This window comes from Ensifer sp. GW101-20A05 (assembly GCF_059424735.1).
Genome location: NZ_JBWKZT010000030.1, coordinates 1 through 22,794, shown reverse-complemented (window position 1 = coordinate 22,794; position 22,794 = coordinate 1). Strand labels below are relative to the sequence as shown.

Genomic DNA, 22,794 nt, shown 5'->3' with positions numbered 1-22,794 from the left:
ATGCCCCGCCGATACCCGTTCCCCAATCCGCTATACGGGAGATGTCCGATGTCCACAGCGTCATCCAGGAAGCCGCCATCCGCGATGGCCTCGCTCATGCAGAACAGGAACATGATTGGTTTCCTCTTCATGCTTCCGGCCGCCGTCTTCCTTGTCTGCTTCCTCACCTATCCACTCGGTCTCGGCGTCTGGCTCGGCTTTACCGACACGCGCATCGGTCGTGACGGGGTGTTCATCGGGCTCGAAAACTACATCTTCCTTGCCGAGGACTCGGTCTTCTGGCTGTCGGTCTTCAACACGCTGCTCTACACGATTGTGGCGTCGATCCTGAAATTCGTCTTCGGGCTCTGGCTGGCGCTGCTGCTGAATGAAAATTTGCCATTCAAGTCCTTCTTCCGGGCAATCGTACTCTTACCCTGGGTCGTTCCCACCGTGCTCTCGGCGCTGGCCTTCTGGTGGATCTACGATGCGCAGTTCTCGATCATTTCATGGTCGCTGATGCAGCTCGGCGTGATCGATAGTCCGATCAACTTCCTGGGCGATCCGGAGAATGCCCGAGCCTCGGTGATCGCAGCCAATGTCTGGCGCGGCATTCCCTTTGTCGCCATTTCGTTGCTGGCTGGCCTGCAGACCATTCCGGCCTCGCTGCAGGAGGCGGCGTCGCTGGACGGTGCAACGAGCTGGCAACGCTTCCGCTATGTGACGTTGCCGATGCTGACGCCGATCATTGCCGTCGTCATGACCTTCTCGGTGCTGTTCACCTTCACCGATTTCCAGCTCATCTATGTGCTCACCAAGGGCGGGCCGGTAAACGCGACGCATCTGATGGCGACGCTTTCCTTCCAGCGCGGCATTCCGGGCGGACAGCTCGGGGAGGGGGCCGCGATCGCGGTGGCGATGATCCCGTTCCTCCTTGCCGCCATCATGTTCAGCTTCTTCGGCCTGCAGCGGCGCAAATGGCAGCAGGGCGGCCAGGATTGATTGGGGAGAATGACGATGACCACGACCGTGAAATCCGAAGACGCCGTTCTCACCGACGACGTGCAGGGCATGAGCTATCTCAACCGCCTGCCGCGCAGGATTGTGATGGTTTATCTGCCGATGGCAGTGTTCGTCTTCGTCCTGCTCTTTCCGTTCTACTGGATGGCGATCACGGCGATTAAGCCCAATTCGCAGTTGACCGACTACAACAACTACAGTCCCTTCTGGGTGGTCGGCCCGACGCTCGACCATATCAAGTACCTGCTGTTCGAGACGTCCTATCCGGGCTGGCTGTGGAACACGATGCTGGTGGCGACCTGCGCGACATTCCTGTCACTGGCGGCATCGGTCTTTGCGGCCTACGCGATCGAGCGGGTTCGGTTTTCGGGCTCGCGGCCGGTGGGGCTGCTGATCTTCCTCGCCTATCTCGTGCCGCCCTCGATCCTGTTCATTCCGCTGGCCTTCATTGTCTTCAAGTTCGGCATCTACGATTCCAGGCTGGCTCTGATCTTCACCTATCCGACCTTCCTCATTCCCTTCTGCACCTGGCTGTTGATGGGCTATTTCCGGTCGATCCCGTTCGAGCTCGAAGAGAGCGCGCTAGTGGATGGCGCGACGCGCTGGCAGATCCTGATCAAGATCATCCTGCCGCTTGCTGTCCCCGGGCTGATATCGGCGGGCATCTTTGCCTTCACGTTGTCGTGGAACGAGTTCATCTATGCGCTCACTTTCATCCAGTCTTCGGAAAACAAGACCGTGCCGGTCGGCGTGCTGACGGAGCTGGTCCGCGGCGACGTGTTCGAATGGGGCGCGCTGATGGCCGGCGCGCTGTTCGGCTCGCTGCCGGTGGTGATCCTCTATTCCTTCTTCGTCGATTATTACGTCTCGTCCATGACCGGGGCCGTGAAGGAATGAGTGCCTGCTTCAGGTGATCGCGCATCAATCGTGATCATGGTCGTGATGCGACGGCAGGTCGAGGCCGAAGGTCTTGGTGAGATCGTTGACCTGCGCCGGGGTGAGATAACGGGGGTTGAGGTTGCGCAGCAGGAGATAGAGCTTCGCCGTCTCCTCCAATTCCTCAGTGGCGAAAACCGCCGCCTCCAGGCTGTCGCCCGCGACGACCGGTCCGTGATTGGCCAGAAGCACCGACGAGTATTTTCCCGCCAGCCCGCGGATCGCGTCGGCCACCGCCGGATCGCCGGGACGATAGTAGGGGACCAGCGCGGTCTCGCCGGCGCGCATGAGATAGTAGGGGGTCATCGGCGGCAGGGCGGCGCGCGGATCGATCTCCGGCAGCATGGTCAGCGCCACCGCATGGGTGGAGTGAAGATGGACGATGGCGCGGGCACTGCCGCGCGTGTCGTAGAGCGCCGTGTGAAGCGGAATTTCCTTGGTCGGCTTGTCGCCGGAGAGGTGCCGGCCTTCGGCATCCAGCCTTGAGATGCGGGCCGGGTCGAGGAAGCCGAGCGAGGCGTTCGTCGGGGTGACCAGCCAGCCGCCATCCTCCAGCCGCAACGATATATTGCCCGACGAACCGGGCGTCAGCCCGCGCTCGAACAGCGAACGGCCATAGCGGCAGATTTCTTCACGCAGGCGCGCGTCGGACATGACAGTTTCTCCCTATCAGGCGGTTGCCCCTTCGATCAGCTCGAAACCGAGATCGACGACCTGGGATGGCGCATTGGTGATGACAAGCTGTGCTGCCACCTGTCCGGTCGCGACGCGCGGCGTGCGGATCGTCGAGAGGGGCTGCGGCGTTGCCCGGCCGATATCGAGGCCGTTATAGCCGAAAATGGCAAGCTGCGAGGGGATCGCAATCCCCCGCGCCAGACAGTGAAAATAGCCGCCCAGCGCCATGTCGTCGTTGGAGAAATAGACCGCATCAAGATCGGGCGTCCGGGCGAGCAGCCGCTCCAGTCCCAGCCTGCCGTTTTCCACCGACGATGCCCCGGAGAGAATTTCGCGATCGGCGAGGGGGGCGTCATGCGCGCCCAGCGTTTCGAAAAAGGCGGAAAACCGCTTGCTGGCGCGGGTATCGCGGTTGAGGTCGTGGCCGACATACCCGATCCGGCGATAGCCCCGCTTGAGCAGGAAAGCCGCGCTTTCGCGTCCGGCTGCGCGGTTGGAGAAACCGACCGCCAGATCAAGCGCATCGCCGTCCAGATCGAGCAGCTCGACGATCCGGCAGCCGCTTGCGCGCAGCATCTTCACCGTGCCCTCCGTGTGCTCGTACCCCGCCAGCATCACAGCCGCGGGCCGCCAGGCGAGCATTGCGGCGGCAAGCGCTTCTTCCTTCCCCGGGTCATAGTCGGTGACGGAGAAGACCGCCTGATACCGGTTTTCCTCCAGAACGGCGCTGGCGCCGCGCAGAACATCGGGAAAGACGATGTTGGATAGCGAGGGAATGACGAAGGCGACCAGGCGCGAAGCGGTGGAGGCGAGCGTTCCTGCGATCCGGTTCGGCACATAGCCGAGCCGCTCGACAGCAGCCATCACCCGGTCCCGCGTCTTGCCGGAAAACGAGCCGTGGTTGCGCAGCACCCGCGAGACCGTGCTCTCGCCGACGCCGGCCGCTTCCGCGACCTCGGCAAGCGTCACTGTCGCCTGGTGTTTGAATTCCATAGTCACTTTCGACCCCACCTCGGGTGGGCGCTTCAGCCGCTAAGCCGTCATCCCTCTCCGATTGCGGTCCTCATTTTTCACCACTCTCTTCAAGAAGCAAGATTTTTTTGGCAGCGCTACCAATTTCGCGTTGGCAGCGCTGCCAAAATGGATTAAAGAAAATGGCAGCGCTGCCATTATTGGCCCGGCGTGCCGCGGAAGGAGACCGCGGCAACAATTGGAGGAGAATATCATGACGCTGCAAACGCAGGCGCCAGTCGATGGCGCGTCCGGGCCTATGGCAAGGTATTCTGGAGAATCGTTCCTTTTTTGATGCTGTGCTACGTGGTCGCCTATCTCGACCGCGTCAATGTCGGCTTCGCGAAGCTGCAGATGTCGAGTGAGCTCGGCCTATCGGAAGCGGCCTATGGCATCGGCGCAGGTATTTTCTTCATCGGCTATTTTCTGTTTGAAGTGCCGAGCAACATTATCATGAACAAGGTCGGCGCGCGGGTGTGGATTGCCCGCATCATGGTCACTTGGGGCATCATTTCCGCCGCCTTCATGTTCACCTCGTCGGAAGCCGTCTTCTATGTCCTGCGTTTCCTGCTGGGCGTTGCCGAAGCGGGATTTTTCCCCGGCATCATTCTCTATCTGACCGCTTGGTATCCGGCCCATCGCCGCGCCAGAATCATAACCACCTTCATGTCCGCAATCCCGATATCCGCCATTTTCGGTAATCCGCTGTCGGGTCTCTTGATGGACAGCTTCCATGGCACGCATGGTCTTTCCGGCTGGCAGTGGATGTTCCTGATCGAAGCCATCCCGGCCATCCTTTTCGGCGTCGCCACGTTCTTCTACCTTGATGATAAGATCCGTGATGCGAAATGGCTGAACGACGACGAAAAGCGTGTGCTGGCGGCCAATATCGAGGCGGAGAACCGGGCCAAGGCCTCGAGCCCGCACAGCATTGCCGGAACGCTGACGGACCGCCGCGTCTGGCTGATGTGCCTTGTCTATTTCTGCTTCGTGCTTGGGCAATATGGCCTGAATTTCTGGATGCCGTCCATCGTCAAGGCCTCTGGTGTCAGCGGGAACCTGAATATCGGCCTGATTTCCGCTATCCCCTATATCTGCACCTTCTTCGCCATGCTGGCGCTCGGTCGCTCCGCCGACAGGCTGCGTGAACGCCGGTGGCACCTGGTCATCCCCGCGCTCATCGCCGCCGGTGGTTTTGTCGCGGCAACGACGGCGACAAGCACGACGGTCTCAATCGTCTGCCTCTCGCTGGCTGCTGCGGGCGCCATCAGCTGCGCGCCGCTCTTCTGGTCGCTTCCGACGGCTTTTCTCGCCGGCACGGGAGCGGCCGCCGGCATCGCCTGGATCAATTCGGTCGGCAATCTCGCCGGGTTCCTCGGGCCGTTTCTGGTGGGCTATCTGAAAGATCTTACGGGCAGCAACAGCGCGGGCATGTATCTTCTCGCCGCAGCCCTAGTCATCGGTTCGCTGGCCGTGTTGACGGTTCCGGCGAAAACCGTCAACCGCTAAACACCAATCCCTCCGGGTGGCAGCATCCGGAGGGCGGCTCTTTCCTTACAAGACTGGAGAACTCGTCATGTCACCGCTTGCTGAAAATACAGGCCCCGCTGTTGTCGCGGCCGTCATCGGCCTTGGCTCCATGGGGCTCGGAATGGCCCGGTCGATGAAGCGCGCAGGCCTCGACGTCGTTGGGTATGACATCACTCCTGCGGCGGTGGACCGCTTCACCAGCGAGGGTGGACGCGGCGCTGCCACGCCCGCCGGTGCGGCAAAGGATGCCGACATTGTCGTCTCCGTCGTCGTCAACGGTGCGCAGACCGAGGCTGTGCTGTTCGGCGTCGAGGGTGTCGCAAGGACGATGAAGCCCGGAGCAGTCTTCATTTCGTCGGCCACCATGGACCCGGCTGTGGCACGCGACCTGGCACAACGGGTGGAGGCTCTCGGTCTGCATTATCTCGATGCGCCAATTTCGGGCGGCGCGGCCAAGGCGGCAAACGGCGAACTAACGATCATGGCATCCGGCTCCAAGCCGGCTTTCGACACGGCCCGCCCGGGTCTCGACGCCATGGCCGGCAAAGTCTACGAACTCGGCGACGCGGCCGGAACCGGCGCCGCCTTCAAGATGATCAACCAGCTTCTCGCCGGCGTGCACATCGCGGCCGCCTGCGAAGCGATAACGTTTGCAGCCAAGCAGGGCCTCGACCTCCACAAGGTCTATGAAGTGATCACGGCCTCGGCCGGCAATTCCTGGATGTTCGAAAACCGCGTGCCGCATGTGCTGGCCGGAGACTATAGTCCGCTGAGCAGCATCGAGATTTTCGTCAAGGATCTTGGCATCGTCCAGGATATGGCTCGCTCAGAGCGCTATCCGGTACCGCTCGCAGCTGCGGCCCTGCAGATGTATCTGGGCGCGTCCGGAGCCGGCATGGGCCGCGACGACGATTCGTCGCTCGCGCGCCTCTACGCCCAGCTCTCGGGCGCAACATTGCCCGGTGCGACCAAAGAGCTGCAGAGCCTGTAAAAGGAACACCACCATGCCGGTTTTCGCCGCCAACCTGACCATGATGTTCAACGAATGGCCGTTCCTCGACCGCTTCGACGCTGCGGCCGATGCCGGGTTTGCCGCCGTCGAATATCTCTTTCCCTATGAAGCCACACCGGAGGCAATCGCCGAACGGCTCGCCCGCAACAATCTGCAGCAGGCCTTGTTCAACCTGCCGCCCGGCGATTGGGCCGCCGGCGAGCGGGGTATCGCGGCGCTTCCCGGACGGTTCGATGCGCTGAAAGCGGGCGTCGAGCGCGCGCTGGACTATGCGGCGGCGACGGGTGTCGGGCGGCTGCACCTGATGGCTGGCCTTGCTGATCCAAACGACGAGGACGCAGCCTCATCTTACCGACGCTCCGTCGTCTACGTTGCGGGGCGGCTCTCAGAGAAGGGCATCGACCTGTTGCTCGAGCCGATCAACGGGCGAAACATGCCGGGATATTTCCTCGATAATTTCGGCGCAGCCGAGCGCCTGATCGGGGAACTCGGCCTGCCGAACCTGAAGCTCCAGTTCGATGTCTATCATCGTCAGATCATCCATGGTGACGTGGTCGTGGCCTTGCGCCGCCTCATGCCGATCACCGGCCATATCCAGATCGCCAGCGTGCCGTCACGCAACGAGCCGGACGGGGAGGAGCTGAACTATCCCTATCTGTTCGGCGAAATCGACCGCCTTGGCTATGACGGTTTCATCGGCTGCGAATACATCCCGCGCGGCCACACACTGGACGGTCTTGGCTGGTTCAGACCTTTTGCAAGGAGCTAGACGGTGGCTATATTGCTCGGATCGATCGCTGACGACTATACGGGTGCCTCCGACCTCGCCAACACGCTTACGAAAAACGGACTGCGCACGGTGCAGACGGTCGGCATCCCCGACCCGTCGCTGGCGCTGCCGGATGTAGACGCGGTTGTCGTTTCCCTGAAGATCCGCTCGGTACCTGCCGCTGACGCCGTAACAGCCGCGACCGCGGCCGAACGATGGCTGCGCCGGAGCGGCGCCGCCCATGTGCTTTACAAGGTCTGTTCGACCTTCGATTCCACCGATGCCGGCAATATCGGTCCGGTCACCGAGGCTTTGAGTGATGCCGCGGGCGGTGGACTTGTGCTGGTGGCGCCTGCCTTTCCGGAAACGGGCCGAACCGTCTATCTCGGCCATCTCTTCGTCGGCGGACAGCCGCTAAACGAAAGCCCGCTCAAGGACCATCCCCTCAATCCGATGCACGACGCCAATCTCGTGCGGGTGATGGCCAGACAGTCGCGCGGTGCCGTCGGGCTTATAGATCTGCCGGCAATCGCGGCGGGACCGGATACAGTCAGGGCCCGGCTCGAGGCCTTGCGTGAGGCAGGTGTCGGGTCGGCAATCGCCGACGCCATCTTCGAACGCGATCTCGAGACGCTCGGCGCGATCGCACTGGAAACGCCGGTATCCACCGGTGCGTCGGGGCTCGGACTTGGCCTTGCCCGTGCCCTCGTCCGCTCCGGCCGGGCTCCTGCCAGCGACGCTACAACGGCGAACGCCATTTGCCCCGTGGGCGGGCTTTCCGCCGTCGTTGCCGGCAGTTGTTCCAAGGCAACGCTGCATCAGCTCGACGTCGCCGAACGGTCGATGCCCGTCCTGCGGCTCGACCCGGAGCGGCTGCTTGCCGGCCCGGATGAGATCGCCGCGGCAATTTCCTGGGCCGGAGACCGCATCTCGGCCGGTCCCATCGTCGTCGCCGCGAGCGCAGCGCCGGAAACCGTGTCCCGGTTGCAATCACTATATGGGCGCGAGGCGTCCGGTCACGCGATCGAATCTGCAACGTCGGTCATCGCCGCCGAACTGGTGGCAAGAGGCGTGCGGCGCCTGGTGATCGCCGGCGGAGAAACCTCCGGTGCCGCGGTCGACAGGCTGGCCATTCCGGCCTTCCTGATCGGCCCGGAGATCGCGCCCGGCGTGCCGGTGCTGCGAACGGTCGGCAACACGCAGGGCGATATGCTGCTGGCGCTGAAATCGGGAAACTTCGGAGGCGAGGATTTCTTCACGGCCGCGCTGGCGATGATGCATTGAGGCTGATCTGGTCCTCGCCTTTGCACCAGCATCGCAGGAGGGCGGTATCGGCGTCGTGCTGTGGTATGGGCTTCACGCAAGGGCTTCTGGCGACGCCGATTGCCGACGCCGCTCCGGACGAACTGCGCGGAGCGGCTTTCGGCATGTTCAATGAGGTCACCGGGATTGCTCTGCTTGTCGCCAGAGCGCTGAAAGCCGACCTTTGTATTCAGCGTAGCGGGCAGGGACGACGAACCTTACTTCACCGTGATGGCAAGTCCGCTGAGATCGGCGTTGACTTGCAGGCCTACCTGCTTGCCTGAGAGCTCGAGTTGGGCACCCTTGTCATTGGTCATGGCGATCACCTGGGCCCCTTTGCCGACCGCGCCGCCACCGCCTACCGCACCGTAGACCCCCGTCACATCTCGGGCGCGGCGAATGTGGCGAACGGTACCATGGAAATAGGTCTTAGAAGCCCCGAAGGCGAGGCCGCCCGAGATGCCGCCGACAGAGATGGGATAGCGGCGACCATGGAAGGTCAGCGTGCCCTCGCCGCCAGAACCACCCACAAAGAAGGCAGCCTTGTAGACTGAGAAGCTGATCGTACCGCTGTCGGCATGCGCGGAGCCGGCAAAGCTGATTCCTGCTGCAGCGATAACCGCAGCCGCGACTGAACGAAATCTGGACGAAATCTTCATGATGCGAGTCTCCTCATAATCGAGGCTTACCCAGCCAGGAGGCGCGTCAGCGTCATGCCAAAGTCACAGCTGAAACAGCCTTGCCCGTCATTAGTTCCAAGCACGCGGCCCGAAGCCGGCTGCGAGAGGGCCGCCACGAAACGAGGCGGATGGCAAACATAGTCTCGGTGGCAGCCGACGCTCGGCTGACTCAGGATTGCCTGCAGGAAATCTGCAAAGCTGCAAATTTAACAACTCACAACCGAGCCGTTCTTTACGAGTGCTGAGCACGGCTTGTTGCGAGCGAGTTCTTTGCTTGGGTCATCGCCTTACAGAAGCGCCACCATTGCCGCGATAATCAACATTGCAAATACCACGAGCCCAATGTGGAGTAGTTCCGCTCGGCGGCCGTTGTTTCGAGAGGTTCGAGCCATGACTTTACCTCATCATTTGACAGGTAACGCGCGGCTCACACGATTGTTCATGGCCTCGCTGTCTGCTGCCGACTGCGCCTGGTATCCCTTCGGCGCCCTTGGGGGCTGAAGCGTTGTGGCCGAATCCGGACGGGCAAGCGCCAATCCCTCTCGTTGCGCCGCGGACCCCGCTCATTCCATGCAGGATCAGGGCTGAGTTTGAGAGACGTGCCAGAGCCTTTTTACGCGGACGCGGCAGCCGCGAGCAGTTGCACCATGTCTCCGCTTCCGGTTTCCAATGCGAAGTCGCCAGCTCCCCTGAGAGCACATCGAACCAACTCTGTGCTGGCGCGTTCAAATGATGCAATGAATGGCACTCACTTGGACCTGGGTATATGGAAGTACGAATCCAAGGCCTACGCAAAGAATATGACCGCGTCCCTGCGCTCGCCGACGTTTCTCTTGACATCCACTCTGGTGAGTTGATCGCTTTGCTTGGACCCTCCGGCTCCGGAAAGACGACGTTGCTTAGGTTGATTGCCGGCCTCGAGAGCCCGACCGATGGCACGATTTTCTTCGATGCCGAGGACGCGTCGATGAAGACGGTGCAGGAAAGAAATATCGGCTTCGTCTTTCAGCACTATGCCCTCTTTCGGCATATGACTGTGCTGGAGAACGTGGCTTTCGGTCTAAAGGTTCGCCGCTCCAATCGGCGGCAACCACCGGCAGAACTTCACAAGATGGCACTCGAGTTACTCGAGCTCGTACAGCTGTCAGGATTTGAAAATCGCTACCCCGCTCATCTCTCCGGCGGCCAACGTCAGCGCGTGGCGCTTGCCCGGGCCATGGCGGTTAAGCCGACCGTCTTGTTGCTCGACGAGCCCTTCGGTGCGCTTGACGCTCAAGTGCGCAAGGAATTGCGCCAGTGGCTGCGTGAAATCCATGATCGGACCGGATACACGACCGTATTTGTCACCCACGACCAGGAGGAGGCGCTCGAACTGGCTGATCGCGTGGTGGTGCTGAACAAAGGTATGATCGAGCAATCCGGTACGCCGGACGAAATCTATGATCACCCAATCTCTACTTTCGTCTACGGGTTCATTGGCCAGTCGAATTGCTTAAAGGTCATGCTTTCAAACGGCGAAATCCGGTTCGAAGATCTGCCCACAGGGCTGCGTGCTGCAACCGAAGGCGATGGCGAGGCTTTACTGTATTTCCGCCCGCACGACATAGAACTCGTCGATGGCTCTCGGGGCAGCCTTGAAGGCTTCATCATCGGGAGCCGGCGGGTTGCCGGTACGCGCCATCTCGAGCTAGATCTGGGCAATACGCATGCGGCCGTCGAAATCGAGTTGCCGCCGGAGCGCGCGTCTTTTGCACACAGAAGCCGAATCGCCTTCAGGCCCACCAAGTGGAGGCTGTTCTGCAGCGAATAAGAGCGGTCGCGGCCGACCGGTAGAGCCTGGACACAGCGCCCGCGTGAGTAACGCGGGCGAGCAATGATATCCGCCCTCGGCCTGACAGATCTCTTCGAAATAAACGAAACAGCTATTTTGTTAAATGACTCACTCGCTTAGTTAACAAAGAAGAGGGAAGCGGGTGCGTTTCCTACATCAGGGGTCGATAGCGGCCTGCGGTGCCGCGAATCGAACGAAACGTTGGTGAGCGCGTCCGCTGGCGGGACCCCTGTTTGGTACGGGGTTGGACCGCCACCGGCTTGCTATCGCGAAGCGTTCAACGAGGAGGGTTTCGAACTATCTCGCCCGTGCCTGAAGCCTGTTGCGTAGGCCGTCGATCGTGGCGCGGAGGGTATCGAGAGCGTCCGCTTCCAGCGCAACCGCATCGCCGATGCAATGCATGACATCATCGGCCTGACCCTGCAGGGCGCGGCCTTTCTCCGTCAGGTGCAGAAGCACCTCGCGTTCGTCCTGGGGGTTGCGCGTTCTCGTGATTAAGCCGGCAACGTTCAGGCGCTTGAGCAACGGCGTAAGCGTGCTGGAATCAAGGAAGAGATTGTTACCCAGCTCCTTGACGTTCTGGCCGTCGCGATTCCAGAGCGACACCATGACCAGGTATTGCGGGTACGTCAGGCCTAGCTTGTCCAGTAATGGCCGATAAAGCTGGGTGAATGCGTGGCTCGCGGAATAGAGGGAAAAGCAGAGCATTCCGGCGACGCCGCGATGGTCGTCTGGCTTCGTCATCGCGATCTCCTTTCCGCACAAATAATTCGCCCACGATCTATTTGCAAGCAGTTGACATACTCATTCCGGAAACATATATGTTGCACACAAATGAATCGCACACAAATAAATTAACGGCTTCACGCCTGAACCTAGATCCCGAGCCACGAAGGATATCGTCATGTTCAAACTCGCCGCCACCGTTGCCTTTGCCGCCGCTCTCCTGTCCGGCAGTGCAATTGCCCAGCCCGCAAAGCCCACAGTCATTCTCGTCCACGGCGCTTTCGCCGACTCGTCGAGCTGGAATGGTGTGACGAAGATCCTTCAGAAGGACGGTTACACGGTCGTTGCCGCGGCCAATCCCCTGCGCAGTGTCGCCGGTGATGCGGCCTATGTTTCAGACATCATCTCGAGCATCAAAGGATCCGTCGTCCTGGTCGGGCATTCTTACGGAGGCCAGGTGATCTCGACCGCTGCCAACGGCAAGGACAATGTCAAGTCGCTGGTCTATGTGGCAGCGTTCGCTCCGGAAGCAGGGGAAGCAGCTGCCGATCTCGCCGGTAAGTTCCCGGGCGGAACACTTGGCCAAGCGCTCGCCGCTCCGGTCAAGCTGGTAGATGGCGGCGTCGATCTTTCCATCGACCAGGCGAAGTTTCACGACCAGTTCGCCCACGACGTTTCAATTGAGGATGCGGCATTGATGGCCGCCGGCCAGCGCCCGATCACCGAAGCTGCCTTGACGGAAAAGTCCGGTTCGCCGGCCTGGAAAACGCTGCCCTCCTACTTCATCTATGGGGACGGCGACAAGAACATCCCAGCGAAGGCACTCGGCTTCATGGCCGAACGGGCAGGCTCAAAGCACACTGTCGTGATCAAGGGTGCATCCCATGTTGTGATGGTGTCACAGCCCCAAGCCGTCGCGGACCTAATCGAAGAGGCTGCACAGTAATCTTTGTAAATTGCTGGTGATCAAAGGCCGTCATCCGGAAGGGTGGCGGCTTTGGCGTAAGAGCAGGGACTGCGGCTACGCCTGTTTCAGGGCGTCAACCTTGCTCGCGTTGTCAGCATGCTTCCCGGCTTCATGCATTTTCATTTCGCCCGACGGCTGAGGTGCGGTCCCAGCCTTCAAGCAAGGGCCTAAGCGGGTTCTGGCGCCGCAATCTGGACCGTACTATCCGCTTGCAACACCGAGGGGAGCACATATGTGCTTTTGTAAGGCACGAGCGGTCTATATCCATGACCTTCTATAATTTGCTAATGGGTCTCGGTCTTGTTGGTATGATCGGAATTATGGAGACGGGCTTTTGGCGTGTCACCCGTGTGAAGCCAGCACGACAATCCCCAAAGCGACGGTGCCCCGCCGACGTGAGGGATATGCGCACTGCCACTGCGAAGACACTGGCGAGGTTGAGAAGGACTGATGGCAAAGCCTCGAAGAAAGCAGGAGAGTCATGGTCGCAGACTATATTGACGAATTCATCATGTTTTGCGCCGGCCTGTGGATGACGTCCGTGGGCTTTGGGTATGTGACTTTGTCGAGAAACCCGGCAAACCAACTGCCGCTGGCCCGCCACTTCAAGTGGTTGGGCCCCTTGCTGCTCGTTATCGCAATCGTTCTGGCCTTCGCCTCATAAACCTGCCATCGAAGAAGGGCAGGGGGTGCGGTAAGATGGAAGGGCTCATTTCTTTGGTAGGGACTGTCGTGATCCTTCGATTCCCTACCACAATCGGGACTTTAGTCGGCGACGCCTTGACCCGGTTGCAGTTCATTGACGGCCGTCATCGCCCGGCGCGGCTCGATGGAAGCCTCCAATTGATCTCCGTGGCAAGCCCCGTTCATCGGATGCGATAGTCGGCTGAGGAACTCCGATTTCGTGGCCTCGAATTCCTGAGCCGTGAGAATGCCTTTCGCGTGAAGTGCCGCGAGGCGTTCGATCCTGTCGAAGATGTCCGCATCCGACCGAACCGCCTCCGGCGCTGGATGTGCCCCTGTTGTGGCGAGGCGGATTCCGACGCGGACGATGCGAATAACGACGGCGCAGCCTTGGCGGCGGATGCTTCGGTCGCCGGCGTGTCTGCCGGTTCCTTGCCGCCCTGCCGTATCACCGGCCTGAGACTGTTTTGGTCTGCCATCGATGATGCAGCGACCGCCAAATCTCCTATGATCCGGAACTATCGCGCTCGCCAGCTATTGTTGCGCGAAAGGAGCGCACCGATGACAGACATCCGAAACGCCACATTCTACGCGTTGGAACCGGACGATCCCCCTACGCCCAGTGATGCAATACCTGTCAGTTTTGAAGACGCCTTCAAGGAAGCTGAAAAGCTCACGGCGAGCGGCCGCGCGGTTCACGTCCTTTACACCGAGGATGCAACCCAGATTCAGCTCACCCGATTTGCCGCGGCTGGCATCAGAACGAGCCTTGCTCCGCAAGGGTAGGGTGGATTGGCCGCGCAGGGCGCGAACCTCGGATCACAAAAACCACGCAAGGTTCGTGTCTAAGTTACAAGCGGCGAAAAATGCATTCCGTTCGGAGGACATCCGATGAATACCGGGATCCCGCGACTTCGATCATCGTCTCAATCATAGGTGTCCTCGCCACCGGTTGTGTCGCCATTTCGGATCAGAAGACAGGGGCAGTCCCAACGACAACGATCCACCTACCGACTGCGATTGGCGTATCAGGAAGGAGACCGGCGGCAGGTCAGATCACGACGATGTGTTCTCGCCCGACGGAACGTCACTCTCGCTCGATGGTTGGCCCGACATTCCACGCGTCGAAGAGGAAATAACGATGTTGAAGACACTACTGACGGCGACTGTGCTACTCGCGCTTGCTGGGCCTTCTGCCTTTGCCTTGTCCGATATCGTGTGTGATCAAGCCAACATGTCGAAGCTCGAAACTGACGTCAAGGCTATGACAGACGAGATGAAGAAGGACTACGCCAATAAGGAATTGGCGATGGCGAAGGAAGCACTTGCCTCAAACGACAACGACAAATGCAAGACGCATATGTCGAACGCGATGAAGGGAAATGACCCTATGTGACGGGTTCAGGCAGCCCTAACGAATGGCCCCGCAGGCAACCCCGGGGCCTTCGCGCCGTAGCTCCGGTGTTGAAAACCGCATGCTTGCTGGTAGCAAATAAGTCCAGAGGAATCACAACGGAGCTGGCTTCCTATTTCGACTGCGCGTCACTTTCTCACTGCTCGGCCGTCAGGGAGGCCGCCGCTTGTCTAGCGCGGGGTGTCCTTCCGTTTGAGGAGGCCAGCGCGGATCACGTCCGACTTTGACGCTGGGGTGGGGTGGGGAGGTGCCGACTTTGGATTGCGTGATCCATCGCGCGCCTTGAAACCCTCGTACTTCTGTTGTGCATCCAACCTGTCGGCGTCCGATACAGGACCGACCGGTGTACCATTGATGTCATGGCGGACGGATCCGGGTCGCGCGACCGCGATCTGATAGCTCCGCGAATGCACATAAGTTGCCATCGTCTTGCGCAGAGCCGTGACGCTGAATTCCGGTTTCAGGAGAGGGCGGATTTCATCCCAGAGCCCGAGTGCAAAGGGTCGGATCGGGTCGCCAATCTTGGCTGGAAGAACTGCGATCGGCCGGGTGAGAAGAGCATTGATTGCCACGGTCTTGGCGACCTCTCGTTCACGGGCGAGAACCGGGTCGGAGTTCTCTCGCGGAGATTTCGTCTTCGGTGACTTCTGACGCATCGCAGTCCGTGCCAATCCAGGAATATCGTCATTCCAGGATATGCCATTCGGTACCACGAACCAATGACATCAGCTTAGCGCCCATAGGCTCGCCGCTCGCGGCCGCTGGGCGCTTCCGGGTAAGGGGCAAAGCCTCTGAGGCGGAGCGGCCGCCTGAGGCGATGCGCTTCCCCACGGCGATCCTCGCGATCAGACGGACGGTGGGCTGGATCAGCCAGTGGAAACAGATGATCACGGACCCGCCGCCGAAGATCGGCCGGCCCCGGCATCTCTACAGCGGACCGACGCGGCGGATTACGTCGGGACCAGCGCGCGCTGATCGTTAGAAGCTTGCGCCGCTGATATCGCCGCCAAGAGCGTAGCGGCCACCGATCACAAACTGCTCGGCACTCATGGCGATGTGTTTGGCCGCCGCGCGAACGTCGCGTTCGCGCCTCTCGAAGGGCTGGGACTCGGCAAGGGCCCGGGCTCCGATCAGATCGTTCACCCGCAGTACGACGCTCACTGCGACTTCAGCGGCGTGAGAACAGGCAAGCCGGTAGTTGATCCGGGCCGCAACCAGGTCAGAGCCTTCGCTTTCGACGGACGCGCACAAGGCCGACATGGCTGACCGCATGTAGGCGCCAGCCGCCCTGCACTGCGAAAGGCAGCGCCCGATCTCTGCGTGAGCCAGTTCGCGTTCTGCGACGGGGACGGTCATGCCCTGACGACGGTGGCCGGAGCTTAACGAGATGAGCGCGTCGATTGCGCCTTTCGCGATCCCAAGCGGCACTGTGGCAACAGTCCAGACAAAGGCGGAAATGCCCGGAAGGCGATAGACGACACCGGCGTGGGTAGGATTTGGCTGAAAGTCGCAAACGAATTCGGCTGGCAGGAACGCGTTGTCTGCCTCGAAGTCCCAGCTTCCGGTGCCTCTCATCCCTGACACATGCCAGTTGTCGATCAGATTGACGGCCTCACGGGGCAAGAACGCTAGAACGATCCGCCCACTGCCTTCGTTCACTTCACAAAGCGGGGCAAAGGTCGTGGCGTGTGGCGCGCCGCTGGCAAAAGGCCACCGGCCAGTGATTCGGTATCCACCCTCAGCAGGGACCGCCTTGCCAATCGCGCCTGTGCTTGAGGCGACGAAGGCCGACGGTTTCCCGAACACCTTCTGTGCGGCGTCCAAAGGCAGATAGCCGCCAGCGCGCGAAATGCCGCCTCCGTTTCCGACGAGCCAGCCGATTGTTCCATCAACTGCTGCGGCATGCTCGACCACGGCCATGAAGTCGAGGGGCGAAAGCCCGCATCCGCCCAGTTGAGCTGGCAGCAGGAGGCGGAAGAACCCCGCTTCGCTCAAGGCACCAAACACCTCGTCCGACAGCCTTCGATCCGCGTCAAAGCGCCCGGATTGCTCTGCCAGCAAAGGGCGGATCTGTTCAAACCTTTCGATCATGGTTGCAGCGGTCGATGCCGATTGTCCGTCCAGCATGATGATCTCCTTCCAGAATGCCGGAATGATCGGACTCGATGAGATGCGCGGCAACAGCAAAGAATTCGAGGCAAGGTGAGTACAATTCATCTAGAATTCGATGCATGCACCGCCTTCCGCCTCTTCGAGAGCTTCAGGCCTTCGAATCCGCGGCCCGCCTTCTGAGCTTCAGGAAGGCGGCCGAGGAACTGTCCGTCACACCCACAGCCGTCAGCCACCAGATACGGCTACTGGAACGCTATTGCGGCCAGCCCCTTTTTCAGCGCCAGCCGAGGCCGTTGCAGCTCACCACTGCGGGCGCACAGCTTCTGCCGGTTGTCCGGGACGCTTTTCTGTCGATCTCGGACGAGCTTGCGCGCCTTACCCCTGGCAGCCCGATCGGCCATCTTCGGGTGACGACAACCAGTGCCTTCGCCGCGCGCTGGCTGCTGCCGCGCCTGGAAAGCTGGCGAGCGGAAGCGCCGGGATCGACACTCGACCTTGTGGGAACGGATACGGTACTGAACCTTCGCACGGGCGAAGTTGACGTTGCGATCCGTTATGCGCGGCGATCCCCGACAGACGGAGTCGCGGTGGAGCTACTTCGCGATACCTTCCACGTCGTTGCGGCGCCGTCGGTTCTTCAGGGAGGCGTCCGCATGATCGAGCCTCAGGCGATCCTCGATCTGCCACGTGTCGAGGTCGGCTGGCCCCTGACCGACGTAGGTGCGCCCACTTGGCGTCACTGGGAAACTGCGGCCCGAGCGGCAGGCTACCGAATCAGCGGCACCGTCCGGCCACCGCAACTGAAAATCCACGAAGAGCACCACGGGATCGAAGCGATCGTAGCCGGACAGGGTCTTGGGCTGTGTAGTGACGTGCTCGTTGCACGGGAGCTTCGCGATGGCCGTCTTCTGCGAGTCAGCGATATCGTTCTGCCCGGCTACGGCTTCTACTTTGTCTATCGGGCCGAGCACCCGAGGCGCGGGGCCTTGGAAGCCCTGCTTCGCTGGATGCAGCGGCAAGCCTCCGCGTGAAGCCGATTGTCAAACATGCGCGTGCGCCGGCTCCCACGCACAGAAGATGATCTCAATCGATACTTCGCGCCGACCCCGAATGGCAGGAATGCCGCAGCTGTGCTGCCGCAAGTCGGTTCCCAGTGAATGATCGCGCCGGTTTCCCATTTTTGTACGGTCGACTCGTTGGTATTGAGGTAGCGCGCGAAGACTGGCTGGCTAACGTGATTTTACTCGCGCAGCGCCTTGATCTCGCCTGGGGTCAGCTCTTGCCGGACGGACAGGCAGGCCTCATCGAAGGTCCGCATCGTCTCCTTGTCGATGCTGCCTGGCGGCCTTCATAGGGAAAGGTGTCTTTGACATTGGCTTGCTCAAGCGGCTGACGCGGGCCGTTCTCTCGGAGATCGCTGAGAGGCTCTATCAGGCGCTGGGCCGTGTCACGGATTTCGGTCTGGTGAATGGTGCGCGATCGCCGCAGCACTTCGTCAGCCTTGGCGGTAAGCACGAGCGTCTGGCGGCGCGTGTCATTCGGATCGGTTCATGCCGAACATAGCCGGCTTCCAGCGCCTGCGGAAGGGAACAAAGCTGCATTCCCATCGGTTGATGGTTCGACTGCACAGTGGAAACGAAGGCGTTGGATTGGACCGTTCACATGGAGGCGCCACCACTTGAAAGAAAGCTTGCAGCGATCCTTGCGGCCGATATCGAAGGTTATTCTCGATTGATGAATGCCGACGAAGAGCAGACGCTTGCGACTTTGACGTCGCACCGCACTATTGTCGACGGTCTTATCGAAAGCGCCCATGGTCAGATTTTCGGGACCGCCGGCGACAGCGTGTTGGCGGAATTTCCATCGATCCTCCATGCCTTCAACTGCGCAGTCGCCATTCAGCAGGCGATGTGGCGTGCCAATCAGGCGCTTGCCGACGACCGGAAGATGAACTTCCGCATCGGGATCAATATCGGCGACGTTCTGGTGAAAGACGGCGATATCTTCGGGGATGGCGTCAATATCGCCGCCCGGCTCGAAGGCCTCGCTGATGCCGGCGGTATCTGCGTGACAAGAGGGGTACGAGATCATCTGCGCGATCGCGTGGATACCACCTTCGAGGATTTGGGTGAGCACCAAGTCAAGAACATTGCGCGTCCACTCCGGGTCTTCCGCGTCCTGTTCGACCCGCAGGCCGAACCAAGCCTGAATGTGGAGCTATCGTCCGTCGACACCGCCGAGCGATCCTCGTCTGTCGAAGAGCCCTTCTCAGTAGATGACAAAAGCGACGAGGTGCGTCGAGTCGAGGTGGCCTTTTGGGAGGCGGTACAGGAGAGCGACGACCCGGCCGAGTATCTCCTTTACCTGAAGCGGTTCCCGACGGGTCAGTTCGCCGAACTGGCAGCCGCACGCGTTGCGCAAGGAGGGGCTGGCGACGCCGACCCTGGTATCGAGGTTTCATTCTGGGAAACAGTTCGAGACACCGGTAACGTCGAGATGATTGAAGCGTATTTGTCAAAGTTTCCGCAGGGCCAGTTCGTCGATCTCGCGAATATATTGCTGGCGGACATTCGAGCGAAATCAAACGCCTAACGATCTCGCAACGACTTCGTGAACGCCAATCGGGACAATTCAGGCGCTTGCGCAGTCGAAGTCCCGAAAGCGACGGGAGGGCCAGGTGTTTGAGGACTTCTCCTCTGAGATGGTTTCTCAAGTGGCTCTGCTCCTACTCATTGGCATTGCTTTCGGCCTCCTTTTCGACACGTCTGCCGTATCGCTAGGGCGATCCGGCGCCAATGCATTGCAATAAGTAAACTGAGAATGGCGGCCGCGCGCGGTCGGGAGGCGCAGGAAGTCATACCGCAGATTACGGGTCACAGTGTACGTTTGGCTTGCTAATCCAATGTGCCGTAGGCGGGGCGAATAGCGCAGCCCGATGGTTCACTGGGCGCGGGCAGGGATCGCAATCCAACATAAGTTGCTCATGTACGCTAACCGCCAAGCTCGAGAGAGGGACGGTCTGCTTCCCCGATTCCGGTACGCTGCCGCAAAAAAATGGGTTTGCCAGCGGAACAGCGCGGACCGCCCCTGGCCGCATTCGCGGCCGGTACCTGGTACGCTTTCCCGCTGCTGGCGACGGCTTCACGCTAAAGCAGGGATGACCTCGCTAGGTGTGATTGTTGACTCTGCTCGCTACTCATTGGAAAAGATCATCAGTTCGAGAGGGAAAACACTCATGGCAGACGAGAGCAATACCGAGACCACAGAGACGGCGCCACCGGCGGAAGCAGCGCCGCCCAGGAAGCGCCGAGGACCGCGGCCGAAAAATGTCGTTTCAGACGCAACTGCTGAAACACCGGAGGCAGTTGCTGCCCAGCCCATGAGAGGACGCAGGAAGCGCGCAGACAGGTCGGCAGAGGCGCCGGCCGTTGCCAAAACCAGGGGAAAGAAGGTCGGCAAGGGCACCGGAAAAACCCGTGGGGCAAAGCAAACGATCGAAACGCCGGCTCCGGTCCCAGTCCTCGACGACATTGCTGATCTTCGTCAGCTTGAAGAAGAGAACGCTCGGCTCCGCAAGGCGCTGGCCGAAAAACTCCGAGCTGAGAACGCCGATCTGCGCAAGCGACTGGGTCTTGCCTGATCATCGGTGAAGGGCTGATTGGATTTAAGCGATCGGCCCTCCTCATCACATTCTCGCTGCCGTTCGTCGAGAGCTGCAGCGGAGGATTCGGTGCCATTGCTCGAGGTGGCGGCACATATGAAATCACCATGGAAATATCTGGTCCAACTGGCGTCTTTGGGGCGAACGGTCAAGGAGCCGGAAAGCCCGCGTGAAATCGCGATCGAGGAACCGCTCGGCGAAGTTGACGAACCGATAGTGGAAGCCCCGAACGAGGCTGCAGGTAATCTCGACGCCGCGACTGTCGGCGGTGAACGGGCGCCCACCACAACGGTCGACCGGTCAAGTCCCGACGATCGCGTGGCGCTTCTGGAACCCGCCGGACCAACGCGACCACCGCCGACGAAAAGGCAAAGGCGCAGCCGGAAAACGAGCGCCAGCGATGTTGCCGTGGCCGATGCCGTCGAGTATGGAGATAGCGACTCCAGTGCTCCTCAGCCGCCGATGACACTCGCCGATGAGATGACCACACTGGACGAGGACATCAGGCAACTTAGACGCCGGCTGGCAGAGAAGTTGCTGTTGCAGAACATGCAGCTCAAGAAAATGCTTGAGCGCTTTGACGCGTCGTAAGCTGATGGCGCGCCTTCAACGTTGGATCCCTATGAAACCGCAGCAGCGCAAGTTTATCGTCGAAGTCAAATCGGCCCGGCGGCGGACGACAACCAATCCATCTTCCATCTGGGGCGATACGGACCTGAAAGCCCTCGTGCGCCAGGCGGAGACCGAAGCGCCGCAACTGTTCGAACCGGCTCAGTGCCCCGACGAGCCTTCTCCGGGGCAAAGTGCGGAGGTTTGCCCGAACGAGAGCGCTGGGACCGGCGCCGTTGAGCGGACCTCAGATCCGGCGGCCCCGACAGAAGAGAACATTCGCACCGAGGATGTTTCCGGTCCTGCTTCCATCTCGCCGATGGAGGCAAACCGCACGAAGACGATTCCACCAGAAGATAAGCCGAAGCGCCAAGGGCCAACGCGCCGTGGTCGTCCCCTTGGTAGCAGGACGACTACCGCTGCTCCCGAAGCACTTTACGACGAGCTTGCCGTGCTCGAGGTAGAGAACCGTCGGCTGAAAGGGCTGCTCGCGCATCGGCTTCAACAAGAGAACGTCCAGTTGCGAAAGATGCTTGAACGGTTCGGAACAAACTGAGCTGCAGATTGATGATCTTCGCTTGGAAGGTCATCATTTAGACTCGTGCTTTTAAGCTGCGGGGTTGGCCGATCGTCCCCCTACATGGGCTGATCATCGCCCACACAGTCGTGGCGGTGCCTTTTGCGGTGGTGAGCGCGAACGCGTCGAGCTTGCGGCCCAGAGCCTCGGAGCTTCGCCGGCCACGGTGTTCCGCCGTATTACCCTGCCGCTCGCCATGCCGGGCGTACTCTCTGGCGCTGTGCTCGCCTTTGCGACGTCGTTGGACGATTCCTCACGCTCTTCTGCGCAGGCCCGAACTTGTGACGATGGCCTCTCGCCAAAACGCCGAAGGAAACGATGTCCTGCGCATCAAATAAATAGCTGAATGCGTCTCCTACTCGGCCAATCTGGTGCCGTTCGAGGGCAATGTATGCGCGCGCGATCGTTTCCACCGCGTCCGGCTGTCCATCGACCGCAAAGCAATCCAGGATGCCGTTTGAGTCGAAATCCTCCGTCAATTCCCAGATCGTTTGACCGTCTGGACCTAGGAGCGGCATCTCGTAGGTCACGCGGCGTTTACCGGGAATATTGGCAATAGCCTCGGCATAGTGCAGCGCGGTCACGGAGGCGAGCGGAGCACCAAGCAACAGAACTTTTCCACCCAGGCGGACAAAACGTTCAAGAGGCGAGCCTTTTCCCAACGCCTGTCCAAGACATTGTGGCTCTGTGAGTATTTCCACTAGAGGACCGATCGCGACCATTGATGCGTCCGGGTGAGCGCTTCGTCGCGTACTGCGATTTTGGACGAGGAACTGATTGAGCATGCCGAAACCGCGATATGCTGCCGAGGTCCCAGGATCAAAGGGTGGCCAGTTACGACGCAGTTTCTCATCCATCTTAGCGCCGTTCAGTGTCCCTCATACGGTGATCGGTCCCATGAGGCATATCCCATCGCGGTGCCCGTTGGCCCGATAGCGTCGACAAGAGCGCCGACGACAGTGGCCGCGCCTATCTCGACACCACCGATGGCTTTCAAAGAGGCATGGACCATCACCAGGTCGCCCGGTTGGATGCCCAGTCTTTGAAGGTCCGCTGCGATTTCTATCCTGGTTTTCATTGGAACTTCTCTTCGTCAGGGCGTCGGTTTGAAAGCTCAGCAGAGCACTCCATCCTGAGGATCGCATAATGTCATCGTTGGGGACCTTGGCTTTTCCTGAGCACAGATGTCCGCCATTTTCATTGGTGCCGCTGGCTGCTGAAGTGTAAGCGACAAGCCGGGGCCGTTCAGGCGGCGTAGTTCCACGGCATGAGCGCGTCAATATCGCTGCTGGGCCATCC

The 22,794-nt window shown here is 60.5% G+C and carries 23 protein-coding genes and 5 pseudogenes; 18 read left to right on the top strand and 10 right to left on the bottom strand.

The annotated features are described in order from the left end of the window. Positions 1-48 precede the first annotated feature (48 nt). Both AC070A_RS33820 and AC070A_RS33815 read left to right on the top strand, forming a co-directional pair. A complete protein-coding gene (locus tag AC070A_RS33820; protein WP_053249896.1) occupies positions 49-981 on the top strand; it encodes a carbohydrate ABC transporter permease in 933 nt (310 codons plus the stop codon). A 15-nt stretch (positions 982-996) separates the two neighbouring features. Further along, positions 997-1,896 carry a carbohydrate ABC transporter permease gene (locus AC070A_RS33815; RefSeq protein ID WP_057250127.1) on the top strand — a complete coding sequence of 300 codons (900 nt, stop codon included), beginning with the start codon at positions 997-999 and terminating at the stop codon, positions 1,894-1,896. A gap of 24 nt (positions 1,897-1,920) precedes the next feature. Here the strand turns inward: AC070A_RS33815 and otnC are convergent, their stop codons facing one another. Together otnC and AC070A_RS33805 are read right to left on the bottom strand one after the other, a co-directional pair. After that, positions 1,921-2,589, bottom strand: a complete 669-nt coding sequence (gene otnC, locus AC070A_RS33810) for a 3-oxo-tetronate 4-phosphate decarboxylase (protein WP_057250129.1) — start codon at positions 2,587-2,589, stop codon at positions 1,921-1,923. 15 nt (positions 2,590-2,604) lie between these two features. Beyond that, positions 2,605-3,603, bottom strand: a complete 999-nt coding sequence (locus AC070A_RS33805) for a LacI family DNA-binding transcriptional regulator (protein WP_112995785.1) — start codon at positions 3,601-3,603, stop codon at positions 2,605-2,607. Between the two features lie 216 nt (positions 3,604-3,819). Between AC070A_RS33805 and AC070A_RS33800 the strand changes: the two genes are divergently transcribed. From AC070A_RS33800 to otnK, 4 genes are all read left to right on the top strand, one after another. After that, positions 3,820-5,130 (top strand): MFS transporter, encoded by a 1,311-nt coding sequence (locus tag AC070A_RS33800; RefSeq protein WP_425989332.1) that lies wholly within the window; start codon positions 3,820-3,822, stop codon positions 5,128-5,130. A 67-nt stretch (positions 5,131-5,197) separates the two neighbouring features. After that, positions 5,198-6,142, top strand: coding sequence for an L-threonate dehydrogenase (gene ltnD / locus AC070A_RS33795; protein ID WP_057250135.1), 945 nt, complete (start codon positions 5,198-5,200; stop codon positions 6,140-6,142). A 13-nt stretch (positions 6,143-6,155) separates the two neighbouring features. Continuing rightward, the gene (otnI, locus tag AC070A_RS33790) at positions 6,156-6,932 is read left to right on the top strand and encodes a 2-oxo-tetronate isomerase (RefSeq protein WP_113737380.1); all 777 of its coding nucleotides are present in this window, start codon (positions 6,156-6,158) and stop codon (positions 6,930-6,932) included. A 3-nt stretch (positions 6,933-6,935) separates the two neighbouring features. Beyond that, a complete protein-coding gene (otnK, locus tag AC070A_RS33785) occupies positions 6,936-8,216 on the top strand; it encodes a 3-oxo-tetronate kinase (protein ID WP_113737379.1) in 1,281 nt (426 codons plus the stop codon). Between the two features lie 236 nt (positions 8,217-8,452). Here the strand turns inward: otnK and AC070A_RS33780 are convergent, their stop codons facing one another. Then, positions 8,453-8,893 (bottom strand): lipid-binding SYLF domain-containing protein, encoded by a 441-nt coding sequence (locus tag AC070A_RS33780; RefSeq protein WP_192496174.1) that lies wholly within the window; start codon positions 8,891-8,893, stop codon positions 8,453-8,455. Positions 8,894-9,680: 787 nt separating this feature from the next. Here AC070A_RS33780 and AC070A_RS33775 point away from each other — a divergent pair. Then, positions 9,681-10,724: a sulfate/molybdate ABC transporter ATP-binding protein gene (locus AC070A_RS33775; RefSeq protein ID WP_112994303.1), complete on the top strand. Its 1,044-nt coding sequence runs from the start codon at positions 9,681-9,683 to the stop codon at positions 10,722-10,724. Between the two features lie 318 nt (positions 10,725-11,042). Here the strand turns inward: AC070A_RS33775 and AC070A_RS33770 are convergent, their stop codons facing one another. Both AC070A_RS33770 and AC070A_RS33765 read right to left on the bottom strand, forming a co-directional pair. After that, complete coding sequence (locus AC070A_RS33770; RefSeq protein ID WP_375374153.1) at positions 11,043-11,354, bottom strand: transcriptional regulator, SarA/Rot family; 312 nt, start codon at positions 11,352-11,354, stop codon at positions 11,043-11,045. A 30-nt stretch (positions 11,355-11,384) separates the two neighbouring features. Next, positions 11,385-11,477, bottom strand: a pseudogene (locus tag AC070A_RS33765) (MarR family transcriptional regulator); the annotation flags it as partial. A 172-nt stretch (positions 11,478-11,649) separates the two neighbouring features. Here AC070A_RS33765 and AC070A_RS33760 point away from each other — a divergent pair. Then, on the top strand, positions 11,650-12,417 hold the full coding sequence (locus tag AC070A_RS33760) for an alpha/beta fold hydrolase (protein ID WP_057251348.1): 768 nt from the start codon (positions 11,650-11,652) through the stop codon (positions 12,415-12,417). A gap of 502 nt (positions 12,418-12,919) precedes the next feature. Continuing rightward, on the top strand, positions 12,920-13,102 hold the full coding sequence (locus AC070A_RS33755) for a hypothetical protein (protein ID WP_057251349.1): 183 nt from the start codon (positions 12,920-12,922) through the stop codon (positions 13,100-13,102). Positions 13,103-13,203: 101 nt separating this feature from the next. Here AC070A_RS33755 and AC070A_RS33750 read toward each other — a convergent pair whose 3' ends face one another. Then, positions 13,204-13,404, bottom strand: coding sequence for an SHOCT domain-containing protein (locus tag AC070A_RS33750; protein WP_309239078.1), 201 nt, complete (start codon positions 13,402-13,404; stop codon positions 13,204-13,206). Between AC070A_RS33750 and AC070A_RS33745 the strand changes: the two genes are divergently transcribed. Next, positions 13,381-13,908, top strand: coding sequence for a hypothetical protein (locus AC070A_RS33745; RefSeq protein ID WP_492383659.1), 528 nt, complete (start codon positions 13,381-13,383; stop codon positions 13,906-13,908). The genes AC070A_RS33750 and AC070A_RS33745 overlap by 24 nt on opposite strands. Before the next feature lie 355 nt (positions 13,909-14,263). Continuing rightward, on the top strand, positions 14,264-14,518 hold the full coding sequence (locus AC070A_RS33740) for a hypothetical protein (RefSeq protein WP_112996702.1): 255 nt from the start codon (positions 14,264-14,266) through the stop codon (positions 14,516-14,518). A gap of 188 nt (positions 14,519-14,706) precedes the next feature. Here the strand turns inward: AC070A_RS33740 and AC070A_RS33735 are convergent, their stop codons facing one another. After that, the gene (locus tag AC070A_RS33735; RefSeq protein WP_492383658.1) at positions 14,707-15,108 is read right to left on the bottom strand and encodes a ProQ/FINO family protein; all 402 of its coding nucleotides are present in this window, start codon (positions 15,106-15,108) and stop codon (positions 14,707-14,709) included. A gap of 239 nt (positions 15,109-15,347) precedes the next feature. On the opposite strand from AC070A_RS33735, the pseudogene gltA reads away from it, so the two are divergent. Continuing rightward, a pseudogene (gltA, locus tag AC070A_RS33730) lies at positions 15,348-15,518 on the top strand (citrate (Si)-synthase); the annotation flags it as partial. Here the strand turns inward: gltA and AC070A_RS33725 are convergent. Then, a complete protein-coding gene (locus AC070A_RS33725; protein WP_057251353.1) occupies positions 15,515-16,663 on the bottom strand; it encodes an acyl-CoA dehydrogenase family protein in 1,149 nt (382 codons plus the stop codon). The pseudogene gltA and the gene AC070A_RS33725 sit on opposite strands and share 4 nt — an antisense overlap. A gap of 104 nt (positions 16,664-16,767) precedes the next feature. Between AC070A_RS33725 and AC070A_RS33720 the strand changes: the two genes are divergently transcribed. After that, positions 16,768-17,679, top strand: coding sequence for a LysR substrate-binding domain-containing protein (locus tag AC070A_RS33720; RefSeq protein WP_057251354.1), 912 nt, complete (start codon positions 16,768-16,770; stop codon positions 17,677-17,679). 131 nt (positions 17,680-17,810) lie between these two features. On the opposite strand, the pseudogene AC070A_RS33715 reads toward AC070A_RS33720, so the two are convergent. Continuing rightward, positions 17,811-17,987 (bottom strand): annotated as a pseudogene (locus AC070A_RS33715) (helix-turn-helix domain-containing protein); the annotation flags it as partial. Between the two features lie 323 nt (positions 17,988-18,310). Between AC070A_RS33715 and AC070A_RS33710 the strand changes: the two are divergent. The 5 genes and pseudogenes from AC070A_RS33710 to AC070A_RS33690 form a co-directional block, all read left to right on the top strand. Continuing rightward, a complete protein-coding gene (locus AC070A_RS33710; protein WP_057251356.1) occupies positions 18,311-19,240 on the top strand; it encodes an adenylate/guanylate cyclase domain-containing protein in 930 nt (309 codons plus the stop codon). 643 nt (positions 19,241-19,883) lie between these two features. Beyond that, positions 19,884-20,288, top strand: a complete 405-nt coding sequence (locus AC070A_RS33705; protein WP_057251357.1) for a hypothetical protein — start codon at positions 19,884-19,886, stop codon at positions 20,286-20,288. A 90-nt stretch (positions 20,289-20,378) separates the two neighbouring features. Continuing rightward, positions 20,379-20,900, top strand: a complete 522-nt coding sequence (locus tag AC070A_RS33700) for a hypothetical protein (protein WP_113133921.1) — start codon at positions 20,379-20,381, stop codon at positions 20,898-20,900. Continuing rightward, positions 20,878-21,474 carry a hypothetical protein gene (locus AC070A_RS33695; protein WP_162728157.1) on the top strand — a complete coding sequence of 199 codons (597 nt, stop codon included), beginning with the start codon at positions 20,878-20,880 and terminating at the stop codon, positions 21,472-21,474. The genes AC070A_RS33700 and AC070A_RS33695 overlap by 23 nt, the downstream gene beginning before the upstream one ends. Positions 21,475-21,560: 86 nt before the next feature. After that, positions 21,561-21,774: pseudogene (locus tag AC070A_RS33690) on the top strand (ABC transporter permease); the annotation flags it as partial. A gap of 23 nt (positions 21,775-21,797) precedes the next feature. Here AC070A_RS33690 and aac(3) read toward each other — a convergent pair. Beyond that, positions 21,798-22,573 (bottom strand): annotated as a pseudogene (gene aac(3) / locus AC070A_RS33685) (aminoglycoside 3-N-acetyltransferase); the annotation flags it as partial. Between the last annotated feature and the right edge of the window lie 221 nt (positions 22,574-22,794).